Here is a 15,898-nt window from a genome sequence, read left to right as displayed (position 1 = left end):
GTTAAGCGAGCAGCTGATCCCAAGCTTCATAAACATCTTGGAGCTGTGCCTTGAGCGACTCCAGGTCGGACTGGATTTGCTGTACCCGCACATAGTCATTGTAAACGTCTGGATCGGTGAGCTGCTCTTCAAGTCCAGCAATTTCGCCTTCCAGGCGAGCAATGTCGTTCTCAAGCTGTTCCTGCTTGCGCTGCCGATTTCGTTCGTCACGCTTCGCTTGTTTGTCGGCTTCGTACGAAGAAACAGGGGCCGCTTCCTGCGCGGCTGCGGCTTTGTTCGGTTTTCCTTGCAGAGTTGACAGCGTTTCCAGATGGAGCTCCTCGGTTTCACGCTTTTTCTGGATCATTTCGTCATAATTTCCCAGGAAATGCTGAGTGCCTTCCGGTCCAAGTTCGACAATGCGCTCCGCCATCTTGTTAAGGAAATATCGGTCATGGGAGATGAAAAGCAGCGTGCCGTCATAATCCATAAGCGCGGATTCGAGCACCTCTTTGCTGTACAAGTCGAGATGGTTGGTAGGCTCATCTAGAATGAGCATATTCGCATGGGCAAGCATCAGCTTCGAGAGGGAGACACGTGCCCGTTCGCCGCCGCTGAGCGTGCTGATCTTCTTCTTCACGTCATCGCCGCTGAACAAGAAATTGCCGAGTACGGTACGAATTCGCGCTTCTTCGATTCCCGGATAGGTGTTCCAAAGCTCTTCAAGCACGGTATTCGCTTTGTTCAGCCCCGTGTGCTCCTGGTCGTAATAGCCGATCTTCACATTCGTTCCCCAGCGAATGGTGCCTTGCTCGTATGGCTGCTGATCAACTAGAGCCTTGAGGAGCGTCGATTTGCCGATCCCGTTCGGACCGATCAGTGCCACATTCTCGCCACGCTCTAATCGGAATGAAACATGCTCGAAGAGCGGCGCTTGCTTCTCGGGGAAGCGAATGGAGACATCGTTCACATCCAGCACATCGTTACCGCTTTGGCGTTCAATCTCGAAGGAGAAGCTCGCCTTCTTCAGATCGCCTTGCGGCTTGTCGAGACGATCCATCTTCTCAAGCGCCTTTCGACGGCTTTGAGCGCGCTTTGTTGTCGATGCACGGACGATGTTGCGCTGGATGAAGTCCTCAAGCTTTGCGATTTCATCCTGCTGCTTGTCGAACTGCTTCATCTGTGCTTCGAATTCGGCCGCTTTAATTTCGATAAAACGGGAATAATTGCCCGTATAGCGTCTTGCCGCGTGTCGTTCGATCTCGACAATCGTCTGGACGACAGCGTCGAGGAAGTAACGGTCATGAGAGACGACCAGAATGCCGCCGTCATAGCCGCGCAGGTAGTCTTCGAGCCAAGTAAGCGTCTCGATATCGAGATAGTTGGTCGGCTCATCAAGCATGAGCAGATCTGGCGCTTGCAGCAGAATTCGCGCCAGCGCGAGGCGTGTCTTCTGACCGCCGCTCAGCGTGGAGATGATCGTATCCGGAGGGAACTGGCCGAAGCCCATCCCGTGCACAATCATCCGAATGCGCGTATCCACCTCGAAGCCGCCGTTCTCCCGGAACCAGTCGGACAGTTTCGAATATCGGTCAAGTACCGCTTGATACTGCTTCTCGTCAGCGTGGAGATTCGGATCGGCGATTTGCTGCTCGAGCGTGCGAAGCTCTTTCTCCGCTTCAAGGAGGTGAGCAAAAACAGCGCGCATCTCCTCGTCAATGGTCTTATCCGACTGCAGGCCGCTCGATTGTGCCAAGTAGCCGATCGTCGTTTCTTTCGATTTATAGATGGTGCCGGAGTCGGCAGACATCTCGCCGGCAATAATTCGCAGCAGCGTCGATTTGCCTGCGCCGTTCACGCCGACAAGCCCAACCCGCTCACGCGGCTGCACTTGAAATGTAATGGACGAGAGCACCTTGCTTACCCCGTAGCTTTTGGATACATCAGAAACTTGAAGAAGCATGATTGTTGAAACCTCCGCTTGAAAAATTCCTATGCCTCTCAGTTTACATGAAAAATGGTTATTGTGCGACATGCACCTGGGTGTCCGCTTATTGGCGAAAATTGGGCAATAGTGATAAACTATGGAGTAACTATGACCAGCAAAGCGGTGAATCGGATGAGGCATGCGGAGGAGAAGAAGATGGCCCGGCTTCTTGCCGTGAAGCGGCGGGACAGCTTCCCGGAGCAGCAGAGGCTCGCTTGGTCGGATACGACCTGCCAGCAGGCTGTCGATTGGCTGCAGCACCTTGAAGGACCGATGGTGAGCAGCATCATGATCTATATCCCGTTTCGTTCGGAGCTTGATACGACGCTCTTGATCGAGTGGTGCTGGCGCAACGGAATCTCCGTAATCGTGCCGCGCTGCGTGAAGGAGAGCCGCTCCATGGAGCTGTACTTGCTTCAAGCTTGGGATGAGCTCGTGCCTGGCGCTTATGGCATTAAAGAACCGGATCCGGCGACGGTTCAGCGATGGGATTTGGCCGTTCAGCTGCCAGACGTCGTCTTCGTGCCGGGGCTGGCGTTCGATACGAACGGAGGCAGGCTGGGGTACGGCGGCGGTTATTATGACCGGTTTCATGATTTGCTGAGTCGTATCGCTGCTGAGCAGGAGCGGAAGTTCCCGCTCTGGGTTGGCCTTGGCTACGAAGCGCAGTGGGTCGATAGCGTGCCAATGGATGAGCATGATGCGGCCGTCGATGCGGTCATTACGGAACATGGAATGACAAGGGGGCGCGCAGCATGGATTTGACACATTTTAATGAACAGGGTAGAGCTCGCATGGTGGACATCTCGGACAAAGAGGTGACCTCACGCATTGCAGTTGCGCGTACGACTGTGACGATGGCAGAGGATACATTGTTACGGATCAAAGCGGGCACCATTGGCAAAGGAGATGTGCTCGCGGTTGCGCAGGTGGCGGGCATTATGGCGGCGAAGAACACGTCGAACTGGATTCCGATGTGCCATCCGCTTCCGCTGACTGGCGTGAATTTGGCCTTTGCCGATAATGGCAGGGACGAGCTATATATAGAAGGCACTGTGAAGACGACCGGCAAGACCGGCATTGAGATGGAGGCATTAACAGCAGTCTCCGCGGCTGCGCTGACCGTGTACGATATGTGCAAGGCGCTGCAGAAAGACATGGTTATCGGACCGACCTATCTGAGCGAGAAGAGCGGCGGAAAAAACGGTGATTATAAAGTTGATCGTTAATGGCATATCTTTCTGAAAAAGCGATTGGGGGAAGAAGCTCATGCGGTGGAAAGTAGCGTTATTGACAGCGAGCGACAAAGGATCGCGAGGCGAGCGCGAGGATACGAGCGCACAAGTTATCCGGGAGCTGGTTGAAGAAGAGCTCAGCGGAGAAATCGTCGATTACCGGATTGTACCCGACGAGCAGGATGAAATTATGGCGGCGCTTATTGAGATGACCGACTACTATCAAGCGGACCTTGTCATTACGACGGGCGGCACAGGACTTGCGCCACGTGATCTGACGCCGGAAGCGACGCTGAAAGTCATCGATCGCGAAGTGCCGGGACTTGCAGAAGCGATGCGCGTAGGCGCTATGCAGCGCACGCGCAGAGCGATGCTCTCGCGCGGTGTATGCGGCATACGCGGTCGTTCTCTGATCATTAATTTGCCCGGCAGTCCGAAAGGCGTACATGAAAATTTATTGGCCATTATGGATCAGCTCCCGCATGCGCTTAGCATCCTCTCCGGCCGGATAGGGGAGCATACAGAGTGAGTGAGAGCAAACGTACGGTATTGAAGGAAGTGCCGGTACAGGAAGCGATCGGCCTACGGCTCGCGCATGATCTGACACAGATCATCCCCGGTCAGTTTAAGGGACGGCTGTTTAAGAAGGGCCATTTGATTACAGAAGCAGACATACCTAAGCTCCTTGATATTGGCAAGGAGCATATTTACATTATGGAGCTTGCCGAAGGCGATCTGCATGAGGATGACGCGGCCCGCCGTATGGCAAATGCGCTTAAGTGTGATGGCCTACAGCTGTCTGAGCCGCATGAGGGCAAGGTGGCGATCAAGTCGGGGCTGGACGTTCCAGCCATCGCCGAGATCGACCCGGCTGTCGTTCATGCCGTTAACGAGCTAGGCGAGATTGCGCTTGCGACGGTTCGGACGAACGCAGTGGTCATGCCCGGTGGACAGCTGGCTGCGACGCGGGTCATTCCGCTAGTAGTACCAGAGGCTAAAGTGCACGCGGTGGAAGAGCTTATTGCCAGCTACAAGGAACAGCATGAAGGCGCGTCTCCGCTTCGCTTGAAGCCACTTCGCAAATTCCGGATCGGCCTGCTGACAACGGGTGGAGAAGTATTTTCTGGAAGGATTCAAGATAAGTTCGGCCCTGCCGTTACAAGCATCGTAGAGTCGCTCGGTTCGGAGATCGCAGAGCAGCGGTTCTCGCCGGATGACCGCCATACAATTGTCAAGGAAATACACTATTTACGCGATCAGTCGTATGATATGATACTTGTAACAGGCGGGATGTCGGTAGACCCCGATGACCGCACGCCAGCTGCAATTGCCGAGGCCGGCGCGCAAATTGTCAGCTATGGAACACCGATGCTTCCGGGCTCGATGCTGCTTATGGGCTATATTGGCGATGTACCGATTATGGGACTCCCAGGCTGCGTCATGCATGACCCGTACACCTCGTTCAATGTGCTGCTGCCGCGGATTCTCGCAGGCGACACGATTACAAGAGCGGACATTATCGGGATGGGCTATGGCGGACTGCATGGTTGTTAATGATCAAGATGGTTAATCATTAATGAAGCGAACTGACTATTTCCTCTGCCCTACTAGGCAGATTACTCGTTGCATAAGCTTTTACAAGTCATTAGAAGGAGGTAATTTCAAAGATGTTTAATGGTATTGGCGTAACAGGTTTTCTACTCATTGCACTTGTCGCATTACTGCTGTTCGGACCGAACAAGCTGCCTGAGCTCGGCCGCGCATTCGGCCGTACGCTGAAGGAATTCAAGGCAGGCGCGAAAGACATAATGGACGATAACGACGATCGTGATCGCAATCGGGTTGAAGTGAGTCGTACAGATCGTACGGCTACAGAAGATCAAAGCACGAACAAGCGGCTCCCAGAATAACTGGGGCCCGCTTTTTTTAGTCAAGGCACAAAATGGATTTGTGCTCTTACATAGCGGCATCCATGTCGTTTGCTTGGAAGGAGTTGTAAGCAGTGGCAGATAGGAAAGAACCCATGACTGCGGAAGCGGCACGCGGCGATCAGCTTATGTCGCTGTTTGATCATATCGGCGAGCTTCGCAAACGTTTGATCATCATCATCATCGTCCTAGTGATCGGGATGATTATCGGCCTTGTGTGCGCGGACCCGGTATATAACTTCCTCATTAATCAGGAGCCGGTTAAGGGGATGGAGCTTCACGCATTCTCCTTGTGGGATGCGATTGGCATCTATATGAAATTTGCGCTTGTTATCGCCCTTATTCTGGTGCTGCCAGTAGCGGCATATCAGATTTGGTCATTCGTTAAGCCGGCGCTTCGCGTGCAGGAGCAGCGGGCAACTTTGATGTTTATCCCGTTCGTGCTCTTCATGTTTCTGGTCGGATTGGCCTTCTCGTACTTGGTCGTGTTCCCGATGGCGTTTAATTTCACGACGAAGGTTGCAAGGCATTTAAATTTGATCGAAACGTACGGTATTTATCAGTACTTCTCGTTTATGTTCAATATAATTCTGCCGATCTCGCTCCTCTTCGAGCTGCCGATTGCGATTATGTTTCTGACGAAGCTGCGCATTCTGAATCCGAAGCGACTTCGGAAGATGCGCCGTCTCGCGTATTTCGTCCTAATCATCATCGGTGTCATCGTAACGCCGCCGGACTTTATTTCCGATTCACTGGTAGCAGCCCCGCTCATTCTTCTGTATGAACTGAGCGTGCTGCTGTCGAGCGTTGTGTACCGGAAACAGCTGAAGGCTGATAAGGCGTGGGAAGCAGAATATGGGAATTAATAGGTAAAGCCGGCCTTTTGGCCGGCTTTTTTTATTTGCAGCAGGATAGCCGGGGCTGATTGTAAAATTCATTTGAATTCGTAACCGTAAGACTTGAAATTTGTCGTTAAAATCGGTATTATAAAAATTGTTATTAGCACTTGATGATTGCGAGTGCTAACAGTAAAAATTTGCAGCACCAAATCAGGAGGAGGCTATTTTCATGATCAGACCTTTAGGTGAACGCGTATTGATCGAACCAATCGCGAAAGAAGAAACGACTGCTAGCGGCATTTTGTTGCCGGAAACAGCGAAAGAGAAGCCGCAAGAAGGCAAAGTTATCGCTGTAGGCAGCGGCGCGGTTAAAGACGGCGTACGTATTGCGCTTGAAGTTAAAGAAGGCGACCGCGTGTTGTTCTCCAAGTATGCTGGTACAGAAGTGAAGTTCGAAGGCAAAGAGCTTTTGATTATGAAAGAAAGCGACATTCACGCGATCTTGGGCTAAGCCTTCCGGCTTGACTCCACATACATGGCAACAAACAGATACGTCTTACTTATTTTTTACAAGACATTAGGAGGTTATTAACGATGGCGAAGGAAATTAAATTCGGCGAAGACGCTCGTCGCGCAATGCTGCGCGGTGTAGATGCACTGGCTAATGCCGTTAAAGTTACACTTGGTCCTAAGGGCCGCAACGTGGTGCTTGAGAAGAAATTCGGCAGCCCGCTGATCACGAACGATGGCGTGTCCATCGCGAAAGAAATCGAGCTTGACGATGCATTCGAGAACATGGGTGCACAGCTCGTTAAAGAAGTTGCTACAAAGACTAACGATGTTGCTGGTGACGGTACGACAACTGCAACGGTTCTTGCGCAAGCGATGATCCGCGAAGGTCTGAAGAACGTTACTGCAGGCGCTAACCCAATGGTTATCCGCAAAGGTATCGAAAAAGCGGTTCGTGCAGCTATTGAAGAGCTGAAAGTAATCGCGAAGCCAATCGAAGGCAAGCAATCTATTGCACAAGTTGCTTCGATCTCTTCCGCTGACGATGAAGTTGGCCAACTGATCGCTGAAGCGATGGAGAAAGTCGGCAACGACGGCGTTATCACAGTTGAGGAATCAAAAGGCTTCGTAACGGAGCTTGAAGTGGTTGAAGGCATGCAATTCGACCGCGGTTACCTCTCCCCATACATGATCACGGATACAGACAAAATGGAAGCTGTCCTCGACAATCCATTCATTCTGATCACAGACAAGAAGATCTCCAACATTCAAGAGATCCTTCCGGTTCTGGAGAAAGTGGTTCAATCCGGCAAGCAATTGCTTATCATCGCTGAAGACGTCGAAGGCGAAGCATTGGCAACATTACTCGTTAACCGTCTGCGCGGTACATTCACTTGCGTAGCTGTTAAAGCTCCTGGCTTCGGCGACCGCCGCAAAGCTATGCTTGGCGACATCGCTGCTCTGACAGGCGGCCAAGTGATCACAGAAGAGCTCGGCCTTGAGCTGAAAGCGACAACTGTAGATCAACTGGGTACAGCTCGTCAAATCCGCGTAACGAAAGAAAACACAATCGTTGTTGACGGCGCTGGCGACAAGAAAGACATCGAAGTTCGCATCGGCCAAATCCGTGCGCAGCTGGAAGAAACAACTTCCGACTTCGACCGCGAGAAGCTGCAAGAGCGTCTTGCTAAACTTGCTGGAGGCGTAGCCGTAATCAAAGTTGGCGCAGCAACAGAAACAGAACTGAAAGAGCGCAAACTGCGCATCGAAGATGCTCTGAACTCCACTCGCGCAGCTGTGGAAGAAGGTATCGTATCCGGTGGCGGTACAGCACTCGTGAACGTATACAGCGCAGTAGCAGCTGTTAACGCTTCTGGCGACGAGAAAACAGGCGTAAACATCGTGCTTCGCGCGTTGGAAGAGCCAGTTCGCACAATCGCGGCTAACGCGGGTCAAGAAGGCTCCGTAATCGTTGAGCGTCTGAAAAAAGAAGCAATCGGCGTAGGCTACAACGCAGCTACTGGCGAGTGGGTAAACATGTTCGAAGCAGGTATCGTAGACCCTGCGAAAGTAACACGTTCCGCACTGCAAAACGCAGCATCCGTTGCAGCAATGTTCCTGACAACTGAAGCTGTAGTAGCTGACAAACCAGAAGCAAGCAAACCAGGCATGCCTGACATGGGCGGCATGGGCGGCATGGGCGGTATGGGCGGCATGATGTAAGCCGTTTTAAAAAGTCCAGTAATATCAAGGGAAAAGGGACCTCTAGGGGTCCCTTTTATTATAAAAACCCACAAAAAACTCACATTTCTTGCAAACAGGCGCCTTGAAGGATGTCTTTGAAGTGGATATTCACCTTCTCGCCAGCATCCTTTCTCATTTTGTCTGTGACGTGTGTGTAGATCTGCAGCGTGGTCTTAGGATCATCGTGGCCGACGCGTTTCATAATCGTCGGGAGATCGACGCCTGCTTCTGCCAGCATACTAATGTGGGTGTGTCTGAATATGTGTGAGGTTGCCTTCTTCTTGATGGAGGTCTTTGTAATCAGTCTCTCAAGCCGGCGATTAACGGTTTTCTGAATGATGGGGTACCCTTCTTCATTGCAAAAGAGAAACTTCTCGTCATGGTAGTCCGGATTAAAGTGCATGACACTCTTTCGAATCTTCTTCTGCCGTTTGATATGTTCTTTAACCAGGTCAATAATAGTCGGATCGAGATCGATCGTTCGGATAGACCCTTTTGTCTTTGGTGGTGTTAATTCGTATTTCTTGGCGTTGTTGTCTGGATTATATAACGTCTTAGTAACACGCATCTCATTCGTATCGAAATTGAAATCTGTATCCTTAAGTGCGATCATTTCTCCGCTTCGCATGCCGGAGAAAGCCATTAAGTAAAACATTTCTTTATCATCGGGCAGTCCGTGTTGTACGACTGCTTTCAACAACTCGGTTAATTCGTTCTTCTCAAGGTATTTCTCCTCGATTGGGTTATTCTCAATTTCCTCTACAGTCACTGCCTTCACAGGAATCATCGCTCCAGCAGCTGGGTTGTCCTTACGATACTTAACCAGAACTGCATACTTATATATGAGATTGGCCGTTACATGCGCACTCTCAATGTGGGATCTAGAATATCCTTTGTCGAAGAGTTCGTTCAAGATATTCTGGTGAGCTCTGTGTGTGATTTTATCAATGTTTACGGATGCTATGTGCTTGTTAAGGAGATCAATTGAATTTCTGCGTGATCGCACGGTACTCTTCTTTACCGGTCCTCGCGAATATGCTTCAATCCACTCTTCGGCGACTTGCTCAAATGGCAAAGATTTAATCTTCTTCTGGTTGATGCCATCATTCTTCAGAGAAGCGAGAGCTGCATCTACACGAGCCTCAGCTTCTTTCTTCGTATCTCCTCTTCTTTCAATTTGATTGCGTTTCCCTGTCACAGGATCTGGCGGGCCGTCTTTAATACAGACCCACTTGTAACCTTGCTTGTTGTTGGATGGAATTTTCTTAAACGATGCCATTAGTCGAAACCTCCATTCTGAATATGAAATCGAACATCTATTTGAAGGACTTCCTCGATGTCGGCTAGGCGCATAACGAGGCGTCTGATAAGTGAGCTGTCGAATGTCGCACCGATGGATCGGCAACGTGCTTCTGCGAAAGCTGCGACGGTGGGGAGGTGGATGCCAACTCGATCAGGCTTGTCCTCTCGTAACGTGTACGCGCTGATAGGAACTGTAATCGACGCTGTATCGTCGCACTCATCGATCTCCTGACGTTCGAACGGTGCGTTTATAGGAATATACAGGCGTTTACCCCACGATGCCTCAGTGAGCAAGCCAAGGTCGTATATGAGCCATTCAGGTGCTAGCTCACCGAAGAACCCGCTCTCTCTGTAGACGACAGATGCCCTACGCATTATGCTGTACCTGGTCTTTTCGCAGCTGCCGGTGAAGCTGCTCCATGAGCTCACGAGTGGCTGCTGAATACGTCCGAGGCTCTTGTCGTGTTTGACGCTCTTTGAACTGCAGGTCAGTTCGCTCCTGCTGAACTCTTCTTTGTATCTGACTGATTCTTCGCTCCACGATACGTAGTGGTAGAACAAACTCTTCTGCTAGTACTTTTAAGTAGTAAGAGCGATCCTGAATGGATTTAAATTCATCAAGCATGTAGACCGGCATAGCAGAGTAGAGTTGAAACAGCCCTGCCTGGGTCTCCTGCAGCTCGCGGAACTGAATGGCCATATGAGTGTCTTGACATCCGGTGTGCTGTAATGGATGGCACAACTCGTGGAAGAATACTTCTCGGCGATGTTCTTCTGTTAAGTAGGCGTTGATAAAAATAAAAGAGTAATCGTCATCTTTCCACTCTGCAAACGAGGGGCCGAGGTAAGTGCGAATTTCAACATTCCAAATCGCAGCAATCCGTTCAATATCGATATCGCTAGCATAATGAATATCGTTCTTGCGATATGCTTCGTTAATCCATTTCTCCAAATCAGTTTCTTTGTAAAGAGAAAGGTCTATGTAATTCATGTTGTCCCTCCAAAATACAAACATATGTTCTATTTATGGTGAAAAATAATAGCCCTGTTGATTATGGGCTATTTTTCTTAATCCGAAATTCAAAAGCATGTTTCAAATAATGCATGCCGTTAATGACAACTTCATATTTGCTATGGCGCTCGATCTGGCCGCCATAATCGTGAAGTTCACCGTCTTGCCAGACTTCGATGTGGGAACTGTAGAGGAACGCATCGTTAAGTTCACTTGCTCTCATGGTGTCAATTTCCCTCTTCTTTATTTTTCCGCGCTTTTCTCATCGCTTCAATAGCTGCTCTAGCAGCTGCACGAGCAACCTCGATTTCTTCTTCGGTGTATTTATCGGCTCCACCGAAAAATGCACGTCCAATGTCTGTTTCATTGGCAGAAAGCTCATTTACACTTACGGTAAACTTATTCAGATCAGGAGCGGCTGTATGGTTGCGTTCCCTGGAGTCTGTTCTTCCTGTCAGAAAGTCGACAGACACGTTAAAGAGATTTGCCATTCGATCAAGTAAGCTAATGTCAGGTTTTCGTGTTTCGTTCTCGTACCCAGATATTGTTGATTCCGCTAAATTCAATTTTTCTCCGAGTTGTTTACCTGTCCATTTATTCTCCTTACGTAGCTGTCTAATTCGTTCTCCGTACAATCCGAACACCTCCTTTGTCTTATCAATTATACTTTGCACTTTGCATAATGAAAAGAAACGTTGAATAAACTTCGCAAAATGCGTTGACAACTTTACGTATTGCGTAGTATATTCGATCCATGAACTACGCAATATGCGAAGTTGGAGGTGTGAAATGGAAAACCATGTGAAGTCAGCACGCTTAATGGCTGGAATGAGCATTGAAGAAGCTGCAAGAAAACTTAGTATTTCAGCTGGTTACTTATCTCAAATTGAGAACGGCAGAAGAATGGTTAGCTCTGAGCGAGCACTTGAGATTGCAATGTTGTATGGAAAACCACGAGAAGAAATTTTTCTGGCTAGTCGCTATGCGATACGCGAAGTTTCAGGATCGCAAGGTGCTTGATTCCTGAAAGTAAAGCCGATGACGAAAGGAAATGAAATCAATGCTTAAATTTGAGTTTGATTATGACCAGCTTCAAGGAATAATCAATGCTGCAGTCGATTCAGCACTTGAACGGCACTCATTATCAAGTAATTTACCTCCGATACTCAATCGGACGCAATTCATGGAACTCTTGGACATCGGCGCTACGAAAGCAGCTGAGCTTTTGAACCGTGATGATTTCCCAGTTATTAGAGAGCTTGGCCATCCGAGAGTTTTAACCCATTTATTGCTTCAATGGTGTGAAGAACATACTGATTGGATTAATAAGAACTCAGGTTCTTCATCATTAATTGGAACAAGACCAGCAAACCTTCGACGAGCAAAATAATGAACAATTTTAATTCAAAATCTGGAGGAATTGAATTGACCTGCCCAGTAGAAAACACAATCCCCATTGATCTAATGAGAGATCGATATTGGAGAGGAACAATACATCTCTTCTCTAATCAAGCCAAGCTTCGCGCAGTATTCACAACTCAGTATTTTGATTTGTATTACCGCTCCATAAAAGCAACAGGTTTAAAGCGGGCATCTGCTCCTTGGTCTCAAAGCGAAAAGTTCATGCTGAATCTTGCTCTCCACCTATATAACGAGATCCATAAAGTCAATCTGTCCGATATGGACTACTTAGATCCAAACAATAAGCAACTTGCATTCGAAGCAATCAAGCTGCGGTTTGGATAAAAAAGTACCTGCCGGTGAATATGAACGGCAGGCAAGATAAGGGAATGTTGTTGGTAATCAAATTGTAGCAAATTGGAATGTCACATATCGACTGCTACTTTGTGCCAGTTTGTCACAAAGCATAGTAAGCCTGCGCCATTGCAGCAAACAACGATTAAATATGTGACGGGGAGATGGATCTATGTCGATTGGACAAGCGTTGAAGGAGTTTCGCCTTGGGAAGAACATGAATCAATCGGAGTTCGCATTATTACTCTCGATGGATCGGACACAGCTCTCTCGAATAGAGTCCGGTGAGCGTGATGCAACTGTTCAAATGAGACAGCATTTGTCTAGGTCATCTTGGCGAATGGCATTAACAATCGCAGATGAAGAGACAGACGGCTTTATAAGCAATATTTTGAAAGACGTACCGAATCTCGACTTACATCCGGCTGCGCTTAAGGATCTCTTACTGAAAGAGCTCGACGAAGCTGAGACAGCATTGGAGGCACTGGTTATGGCAAAACACATTGACCCCGAGAAGAGGCGTGAATCGGCTGAACGTGTTTACCTTGAACTGCGAGATGTAGGGCAAAAGGTAGCTGTGATGCAAGGCGTACTGGAAGAAGAATTCGGGTTAGATCGTAAGCAGCTCATTAAGCGTCACGAGATGGAAGTAAAAAGGGGAGATCGGTGAAATGTCACGAGAGCAATTGGCCGCAGAAGCTCAGCGAGCTGGGATTAATGCTATTCATAACTTGATGTGGATGGGAAAGCACCCTGATCGGTACGACAATAACAAGCACGAAGAAATGGTAGCGTATCTTTTGATGCTAATTCGTTTTGCAAATTATGAAATGAAAAATGCCCGCCGGCCAGGGCGGACATCAGTAAGAATCCGTGCAATGGAACTCTTGTGCTCTATTTTACCAATACCCAAACGTTTGTCAAAGGGGGAAATCTCAGTTGGATAAACAAGCTTGGACGCAGGAATTGTTATGGGTAAAGCGCAATCGAGATGGGGTAATTGTCGGGGTCCAGGAGCGAGCTCCTCGGCATGGAGATATTGTACCAGTCGTCCCTAGAAAAGAAGCCGGTAGTAAGAAGGTCGTTGTTGTAGGGGATTAATTTAATAACAAGGCAATGCCAGTTGACCAGGCTCCTGTCTATGCAGCGTTTTATAAAGATTTGGGAAATGGAACTTGGGAAGTGGAACGGTGTCGAGGCGGTGAAGTATGAATTATTTACGCGAGATGAACGCCTTCTTCGATTGGCTCGAAACAAATCCGTTGGAAGCATCCACACAAACTTTGTGGTTTCACCTTATGGCGGTCGCAAATAAGAGTGGATGGCCAGAGTGGTTTGCAGTAGCCAATACCCTGTTACAGGCAAAAGTAGGCGTCACCGAAAACACCCTGACGAAGCACAGAAACTATTTGGTCCAAAAAGGAAGGATCGAGTATAAAAGCCAGGGGAAACAGCAGGCCGGTAGATACCGCCTCATTCCCTTTACCTCAAATAATGAGGTAAACCATGAGGCAAAGTATGAGGCAAAGTATAGGGTAAACCATGAGGTAAAAGGTTCAGCATTATTTAAACTAAACGAAACGAAACAAGATAGTGGTGATCTGTCCGATATCATCGACCTGAACTTTAGGAAGGCAATAAGAGCAATTGATGCTCAATTCCCAGCCCGGATAAATTCGCTTCAGTCTCAGCACCTAGGATCCTACATATCCAAGGGAATGGGGCACGATCTTGTAACCAGAGCAGTTGAGATCACACGCCTTAAAGGAAAAGACATCGGTTACTTATGGGGCATTCTCCAGCGTTGTGATGAGCGTGGTATCGTGACGCTGGCAGCTTTTGAAGCCTTCCAGTCGAATCAGCTCCCGAAGTCAGACCCAGCATCTTATTTTGTTCAGAAAGCGAGGGAGGCGGAACTTGAAGAAGTCTGAGGTGTTCACTTTATTCGCATATATTAATCGCTACTATGCGAATTTTGGTGGAGATGATGAGAAAGTTATAGCATGGCATGAACTGCTTCTTGATGTGCCATTTGATTTGGCTTTGTCTAATTTGAAGCAATTTGCATCTAAGGAGCCAAAGTGGCCACCTACTATCGCTGACTTGCGAAAGGATAAGGATAGCGTAACTGTTTACCAAGACCAGTTGCGCCAAGATGCAGAACTTTTTATTGGGCAAATGGAGCAGCAACGACTTACCGCTACACAGCCACCATCAAACGTGAAAGAAAGGATGCGAGAACTTGCTGAACGGAACTCCAATCGTAGAGATCAATAACGAGCTACTGCCAAGAAGCATTGAATCAGAGCAAGCGGCGTTAGGTTCAGCCGTCCTTGATATTGAGGCATTGGACAAGCTCACTGAAATGCTCCGTGGTGATGAATTCTATTACGAGCCCCATTCCCGGTTGTTCCGCGTCATGGTCCATATGCGAGAGGAAGGCCAGCCCATTGATGTTGTTACATTGAGCACAGCACTACAATCCCGAGATGAATTGGAAAAGGTAGGCGGAATCAGTTATATTACGAAGCTTGCGGGAGCCGTTCCATCATCATCGAATGTGTCGCATTATGCAAGTGTTGTCCTGGATAGATTCTTGCAGAGATCTGCGATTGCAGAATATAAAGAACGATTGCAAGCCGCGATTCTAGCAGGTGACGCTAAGGAAATCGTTGCAGGGATGCAAGAAACAGGGGCAGCACTTGCTGATCGTACAACTACTGATTCTCAGTTTAAGCGTATTGGGGACATCTGTCTTAGTAACTTCGAAGAACTTGAATTTCGGTCACTGCATCGCTCCGAGAACGGGGTAACGGGTGTGCCATCAGGGTTTATCGACTTAGACAAGATGACCTCGGGATTTCAAAGCAACGATTTAATCGTTGTTGCTGCTCGACCTTCGGTCGGAAAGACAGCCTTTGCTCTCAACATTGCACAAAATGTCGGCATTCGCGCCAAAAAGACCGTAGCTGTATTCAGCTTGGAAATGTCGGCATCTCAGTTAGTTAACCGAATGGTAGCTGCAGAAGGTAATGTAGATGCAAGCCGGATCCGTACGGGATATTTGGAAAATGAGGACTGGGAGAAAGTTGCGGTAGCCTCAGGTAGCCTTCATGAGGCGAATATTTACATAGATGACACTCCGATGATAACCGTCTCGGAAATCCGCAACAAATGCCGCACGTTGAAAAAACAAGTGGGCAGTCTTGGGCTTATTTTAATCGATTATCTCCAATTAATCTCAAGCAGAACTCGTAAAGAAAATCGGCAGCAAGAAGTTTCAGAGATTTCTCGAACACTGAAACAAATTGCAAGAGAATTGGAGGTGCCGGTCATCGCACTCTCTCAGTTGAGTAGGGGCGTCGAGCAGCGCCAGGACAAGCGGCCAATGATGTCTGACCTTCGTGAATCCGGTTCAATCGAGCAGGATGCCGATATTGTCGCATTTCTCTATCGTGATGATTACTACGATAAGGAATCGGAGAAGAAAAATATTATCGAAGTCATTATAGCAAAGCAAAGGAATGGACCTGTTGGAACGGTGGAGCTCGCTTTCTTAAAGCAGTTCAACAAGTTCATTTCGCTTGATCGGCAGCATGCCAGTTAGG

At 48.5% G+C, this 15,898-nt stretch carries 23 protein-coding genes; 17 read left to right on the top strand and 6 right to left on the bottom strand.

Translation table 11 applies throughout. From position 1 onward, the window contains the following. Window position 1: 1 nt before the first annotated feature. Entirely contained in the window at window positions 2–1,942 is a 1,941-nt protein-coding gene (abc-f, locus tag AC0LWF_RS18200; protein ID WP_474652963.1) for a ribosomal protection-like ABC-F family protein, read from the bottom strand. Window positions 1,943–2,074: 132 nt separating this feature from the next. Here abc-f and AC0LWF_RS18195 point away from each other — a divergent pair, with 132 nt between their 5' ends. From AC0LWF_RS18195 to groL, 8 genes are all read left to right on the top strand, one after another. Beyond that, window positions 2,075–2,731 carry a 5-formyltetrahydrofolate cyclo-ligase gene (locus tag AC0LWF_RS18195; protein WP_474652962.1) on the top strand — a complete coding sequence of 219 codons (657 nt, stop codon included), beginning with the start codon at window positions 2,075–2,077 and terminating at the stop codon, window positions 2,729–2,731. Next, window positions 2,722–3,195 (top strand): cyclic pyranopterin monophosphate synthase MoaC, encoded by a 474-nt coding sequence (gene moaC / locus AC0LWF_RS18190; RefSeq protein WP_474652961.1) that lies wholly within the window; start codon window positions 2,722–2,724, stop codon window positions 3,193–3,195. The genes AC0LWF_RS18195 and moaC overlap by 10 nt, the downstream gene beginning before the upstream one ends. 40 nt (window positions 3,196–3,235) lie before the next feature. Further along, window positions 3,236–3,730, top strand: coding sequence for a MogA/MoaB family molybdenum cofactor biosynthesis protein (locus AC0LWF_RS18185; RefSeq protein ID WP_090580868.1), 495 nt, complete (start codon window positions 3,236–3,238; stop codon window positions 3,728–3,730). After that, complete coding sequence (locus tag AC0LWF_RS18180; RefSeq protein WP_474652960.1) at window positions 3,727–4,755, top strand: molybdopterin-binding protein; 1,029 nt, start codon at window positions 3,727–3,729, stop codon at window positions 4,753–4,755. The genes AC0LWF_RS18185 and AC0LWF_RS18180 overlap by 4 nt, the downstream gene beginning before the upstream one ends. A gap of 113 nt (window positions 4,756–4,868) precedes the next feature. Next, the gene (tatA, locus tag AC0LWF_RS18175; RefSeq protein ID WP_474652959.1) at window positions 4,869–5,111 is read left to right on the top strand and encodes a twin-arginine translocase TatA/TatE family subunit; all 243 of its coding nucleotides are present in this window, start codon (window positions 4,869–4,871) and stop codon (window positions 5,109–5,111) included. Between the two features lie 113 nt (window positions 5,112–5,224). Next, window positions 5,225–5,995 carry a twin-arginine translocase subunit TatC gene (gene tatC, locus AC0LWF_RS18170; RefSeq protein ID WP_474653175.1) on the top strand — a complete coding sequence of 257 codons (771 nt, stop codon included), beginning with the start codon at window positions 5,225–5,227 and terminating at the stop codon, window positions 5,993–5,995. Window positions 5,996–6,197: 202 nt separating this feature from the next. Continuing rightward, the gene (groES, locus tag AC0LWF_RS18165) at window positions 6,198–6,479 is read left to right on the top strand and encodes a co-chaperone GroES (RefSeq protein ID WP_090580879.1); all 282 of its coding nucleotides are present in this window, start codon (window positions 6,198–6,200) and stop codon (window positions 6,477–6,479) included. 83 nt (window positions 6,480–6,562) lie between these two features. After that, complete coding sequence (groL, locus tag AC0LWF_RS18160) at window positions 6,563–8,200, top strand: chaperonin GroEL (RefSeq protein ID WP_474652958.1); 1,638 nt, start codon at window positions 6,563–6,565, stop codon at window positions 8,198–8,200. Between the two features lie 79 nt (window positions 8,201–8,279). On the opposite strand, the gene AC0LWF_RS18155 is transcribed toward groL, so the two are convergent. The 5 genes from AC0LWF_RS18155 to AC0LWF_RS18135 form a co-directional block, all read right to left on the bottom strand. Next, window positions 8,280–9,500 carry a tyrosine-type recombinase/integrase gene (locus tag AC0LWF_RS18155; RefSeq protein ID WP_474652957.1) on the bottom strand — a complete coding sequence of 407 codons (1,221 nt, stop codon included), beginning with the start codon at window positions 9,498–9,500 and terminating at the stop codon, window positions 8,280–8,282. Further along, the gene (locus AC0LWF_RS18150) at window positions 9,500–9,898 is read right to left on the bottom strand and encodes a hypothetical protein (RefSeq protein WP_474652956.1); all 399 of its coding nucleotides are present in this window, start codon (window positions 9,896–9,898) and stop codon (window positions 9,500–9,502) included. The genes AC0LWF_RS18155 and AC0LWF_RS18150 overlap by 1 nt, the downstream gene beginning before the upstream one ends. Then, window positions 9,891–10,514 carry an ImmA/IrrE family metallo-endopeptidase gene (locus AC0LWF_RS18145; protein WP_474652955.1) on the bottom strand — a complete coding sequence of 208 codons (624 nt, stop codon included), beginning with the start codon at window positions 10,512–10,514 and terminating at the stop codon, window positions 9,891–9,893. Before AC0LWF_RS18145 ends, AC0LWF_RS18150 begins: the two co-directional genes overlap by 8 nt. A gap of 61 nt (window positions 10,515–10,575) precedes the next feature. Then, window positions 10,576–10,758: a hypothetical protein gene (locus AC0LWF_RS18140; protein WP_474652954.1), complete on the bottom strand. Its 183-nt coding sequence runs from the start codon at window positions 10,756–10,758 to the stop codon at window positions 10,576–10,578. A gap of 4 nt (window positions 10,759–10,762) precedes the next feature. Continuing rightward, the gene (locus tag AC0LWF_RS18135; protein ID WP_474652953.1) at window positions 10,763–11,170 is read right to left on the bottom strand and encodes a helix-turn-helix domain-containing protein; all 408 of its coding nucleotides are present in this window, start codon (window positions 11,168–11,170) and stop codon (window positions 10,763–10,765) included. Window positions 11,171–11,303: 133 nt separating this feature from the next. On the opposite strand from AC0LWF_RS18135, the gene AC0LWF_RS18130 reads away from it, so the two are divergent. From AC0LWF_RS18130 to dnaB, 9 genes are all read left to right on the top strand, one after another. Continuing rightward, the gene (locus AC0LWF_RS18130) at window positions 11,304–11,555 is read left to right on the top strand and encodes a helix-turn-helix transcriptional regulator (protein ID WP_474652952.1); all 252 of its coding nucleotides are present in this window, start codon (window positions 11,304–11,306) and stop codon (window positions 11,553–11,555) included. 40 nt (window positions 11,556–11,595) lie between these two features. Beyond that, the gene (locus AC0LWF_RS18125; protein WP_474652951.1) at window positions 11,596–11,925 is read left to right on the top strand and encodes a DNA-binding protein; all 330 of its coding nucleotides are present in this window, start codon (window positions 11,596–11,598) and stop codon (window positions 11,923–11,925) included. Then, on the top strand, window positions 11,925–12,281 hold the full coding sequence (locus AC0LWF_RS18120) for a hypothetical protein (protein ID WP_474652950.1): 357 nt from the start codon (window positions 11,925–11,927) through the stop codon (window positions 12,279–12,281). The genes AC0LWF_RS18125 and AC0LWF_RS18120 overlap by 1 nt, the downstream gene beginning before the upstream one ends. A gap of 181 nt (window positions 12,282–12,462) precedes the next feature. Next, window positions 12,463–12,960 (top strand): helix-turn-helix domain-containing protein, encoded by a 498-nt coding sequence (locus AC0LWF_RS18115; RefSeq protein WP_474652949.1) that lies wholly within the window; start codon window positions 12,463–12,465, stop codon window positions 12,958–12,960. Between the two features lies 1 nt (window position 12,961). Continuing rightward, on the top strand, window positions 12,962–13,237 hold the full coding sequence (locus tag AC0LWF_RS18110) for a hypothetical protein (protein ID WP_474652948.1): 276 nt from the start codon (window positions 12,962–12,964) through the stop codon (window positions 13,235–13,237). Next, complete coding sequence (locus tag AC0LWF_RS18105; protein ID WP_474652947.1) at window positions 13,230–13,391, top strand: hypothetical protein; 162 nt, start codon at window positions 13,230–13,232, stop codon at window positions 13,389–13,391. The genes AC0LWF_RS18110 and AC0LWF_RS18105 overlap by 8 nt, the downstream gene beginning before the upstream one ends. A 107-nt stretch (window positions 13,392–13,498) precedes the next feature. Then, window positions 13,499–14,221 (top strand): hypothetical protein, encoded by a 723-nt coding sequence (locus tag AC0LWF_RS18100; protein WP_474652946.1) that lies wholly within the window; start codon window positions 13,499–13,501, stop codon window positions 14,219–14,221. Then, complete coding sequence (locus AC0LWF_RS18095) at window positions 14,208–14,567, top strand: replicative helicase loader/inhibitor (RefSeq protein WP_474652945.1); 360 nt, start codon at window positions 14,208–14,210, stop codon at window positions 14,565–14,567. Before AC0LWF_RS18100 ends, AC0LWF_RS18095 begins: the two co-directional genes overlap by 14 nt. Beyond that, window positions 14,536–15,897, top strand: a complete 1,362-nt coding sequence (gene dnaB, locus AC0LWF_RS18090; protein WP_474653174.1) for a replicative DNA helicase — start codon at window positions 14,536–14,538, stop codon at window positions 15,895–15,897. Before AC0LWF_RS18095 ends, dnaB begins: the two co-directional genes overlap by 32 nt. The last annotated feature ends 1 nt before the right edge of the window (window position 15,898 follow it).

Source organism: Paenibacillus sp. sgz302114 (genome assembly GCF_056120345.1).
This window is presented reverse-complemented; position numbering and strand designations above follow the sequence as displayed.

What these genes read in the sequence shown, in the direction of transcription:
- AC0LWF_RS18150 (WP_474652956.1), bottom strand. Translation starts at nt 9,898, where the DNA reads ATGCGTAGGGCATCTGTCGTCTACAGAGAGAGCGGGTTCTTCGGTGAG.
- tatC (WP_474653175.1), top strand. Translation starts at nt 5,225, where the DNA reads ATGACTGCGGAAGCGGCACGCGGCGATCAGCTTATGTCGCTGTTTGAT.
- groL (WP_474652958.1), top strand. Translation starts at nt 6,563, where the DNA reads ATGGCGAAGGAAATTAAATTCGGCGAAGACGCTCGTCGCGCAATGCTG.
- AC0LWF_RS18140 (WP_474652954.1), bottom strand. Translation starts at nt 10,758, where the DNA reads ATGAGAGCAAGTGAACTTAACGATGCGTTCCTCTACAGTTCCCACATC.
- AC0LWF_RS18120 (WP_474652950.1), top strand. Translation starts at nt 11,925, where the DNA reads ATGAACAATTTTAATTCAAAATCTGGAGGAATTGAATTGACCTGCCCA.
- AC0LWF_RS18125 (WP_474652951.1), top strand. Translation starts at nt 11,596, where the DNA reads ATGCTTAAATTTGAGTTTGATTATGACCAGCTTCAAGGAATAATCAAT.
- AC0LWF_RS18130 (WP_474652952.1), top strand. Translation starts at nt 11,304, where the DNA reads ATGCGAAGTTGGAGGTGTGAAATGGAAAACCATGTGAAGTCAGCACGC.
- AC0LWF_RS18155 (WP_474652957.1), bottom strand. Translation starts at nt 9,500, where the DNA reads ATGGCATCGTTTAAGAAAATTCCATCCAACAACAAGCAAGGTTACAAG.
- AC0LWF_RS18145 (WP_474652955.1), bottom strand. Translation starts at nt 10,514, where the DNA reads ATGAATTACATAGACCTTTCTCTTTACAAAGAAACTGATTTGGAGAAA.
- groES (WP_090580879.1), top strand. Translation starts at nt 6,198, where the DNA reads ATGATCAGACCTTTAGGTGAACGCGTATTGATCGAACCAATCGCGAAA.
- AC0LWF_RS18195 (WP_474652962.1), top strand. Translation starts at nt 2,075, where the DNA reads ATGACCAGCAAAGCGGTGAATCGGATGAGGCATGCGGAGGAGAAGAAG.
- AC0LWF_RS18110 (WP_474652948.1), top strand. Translation starts at nt 12,962, where the DNA reads ATGTCACGAGAGCAATTGGCCGCAGAAGCTCAGCGAGCTGGGATTAAT.
- AC0LWF_RS18185 (WP_090580868.1), top strand. Translation starts at nt 3,236, where the DNA reads ATGCGGTGGAAAGTAGCGTTATTGACAGCGAGCGACAAAGGATCGCGA.
- moaC (WP_474652961.1), top strand. Translation starts at nt 2,722, where the DNA reads ATGGATTTGACACATTTTAATGAACAGGGTAGAGCTCGCATGGTGGAC.
- AC0LWF_RS18100 (WP_474652946.1), top strand. Translation starts at nt 13,499, where the DNA reads ATGAATTATTTACGCGAGATGAACGCCTTCTTCGATTGGCTCGAAACA.
- AC0LWF_RS18115 (WP_474652949.1), top strand. Translation starts at nt 12,463, where the DNA reads ATGTCGATTGGACAAGCGTTGAAGGAGTTTCGCCTTGGGAAGAACATG.
- tatA (WP_474652959.1), top strand. Translation starts at nt 4,869, where the DNA reads ATGTTTAATGGTATTGGCGTAACAGGTTTTCTACTCATTGCACTTGTC.
- abc-f (WP_474652963.1), bottom strand. Translation starts at nt 1,942, where the DNA reads ATGCTTCTTCAAGTTTCTGATGTATCCAAAAGCTACGGGGTAAGCAAG.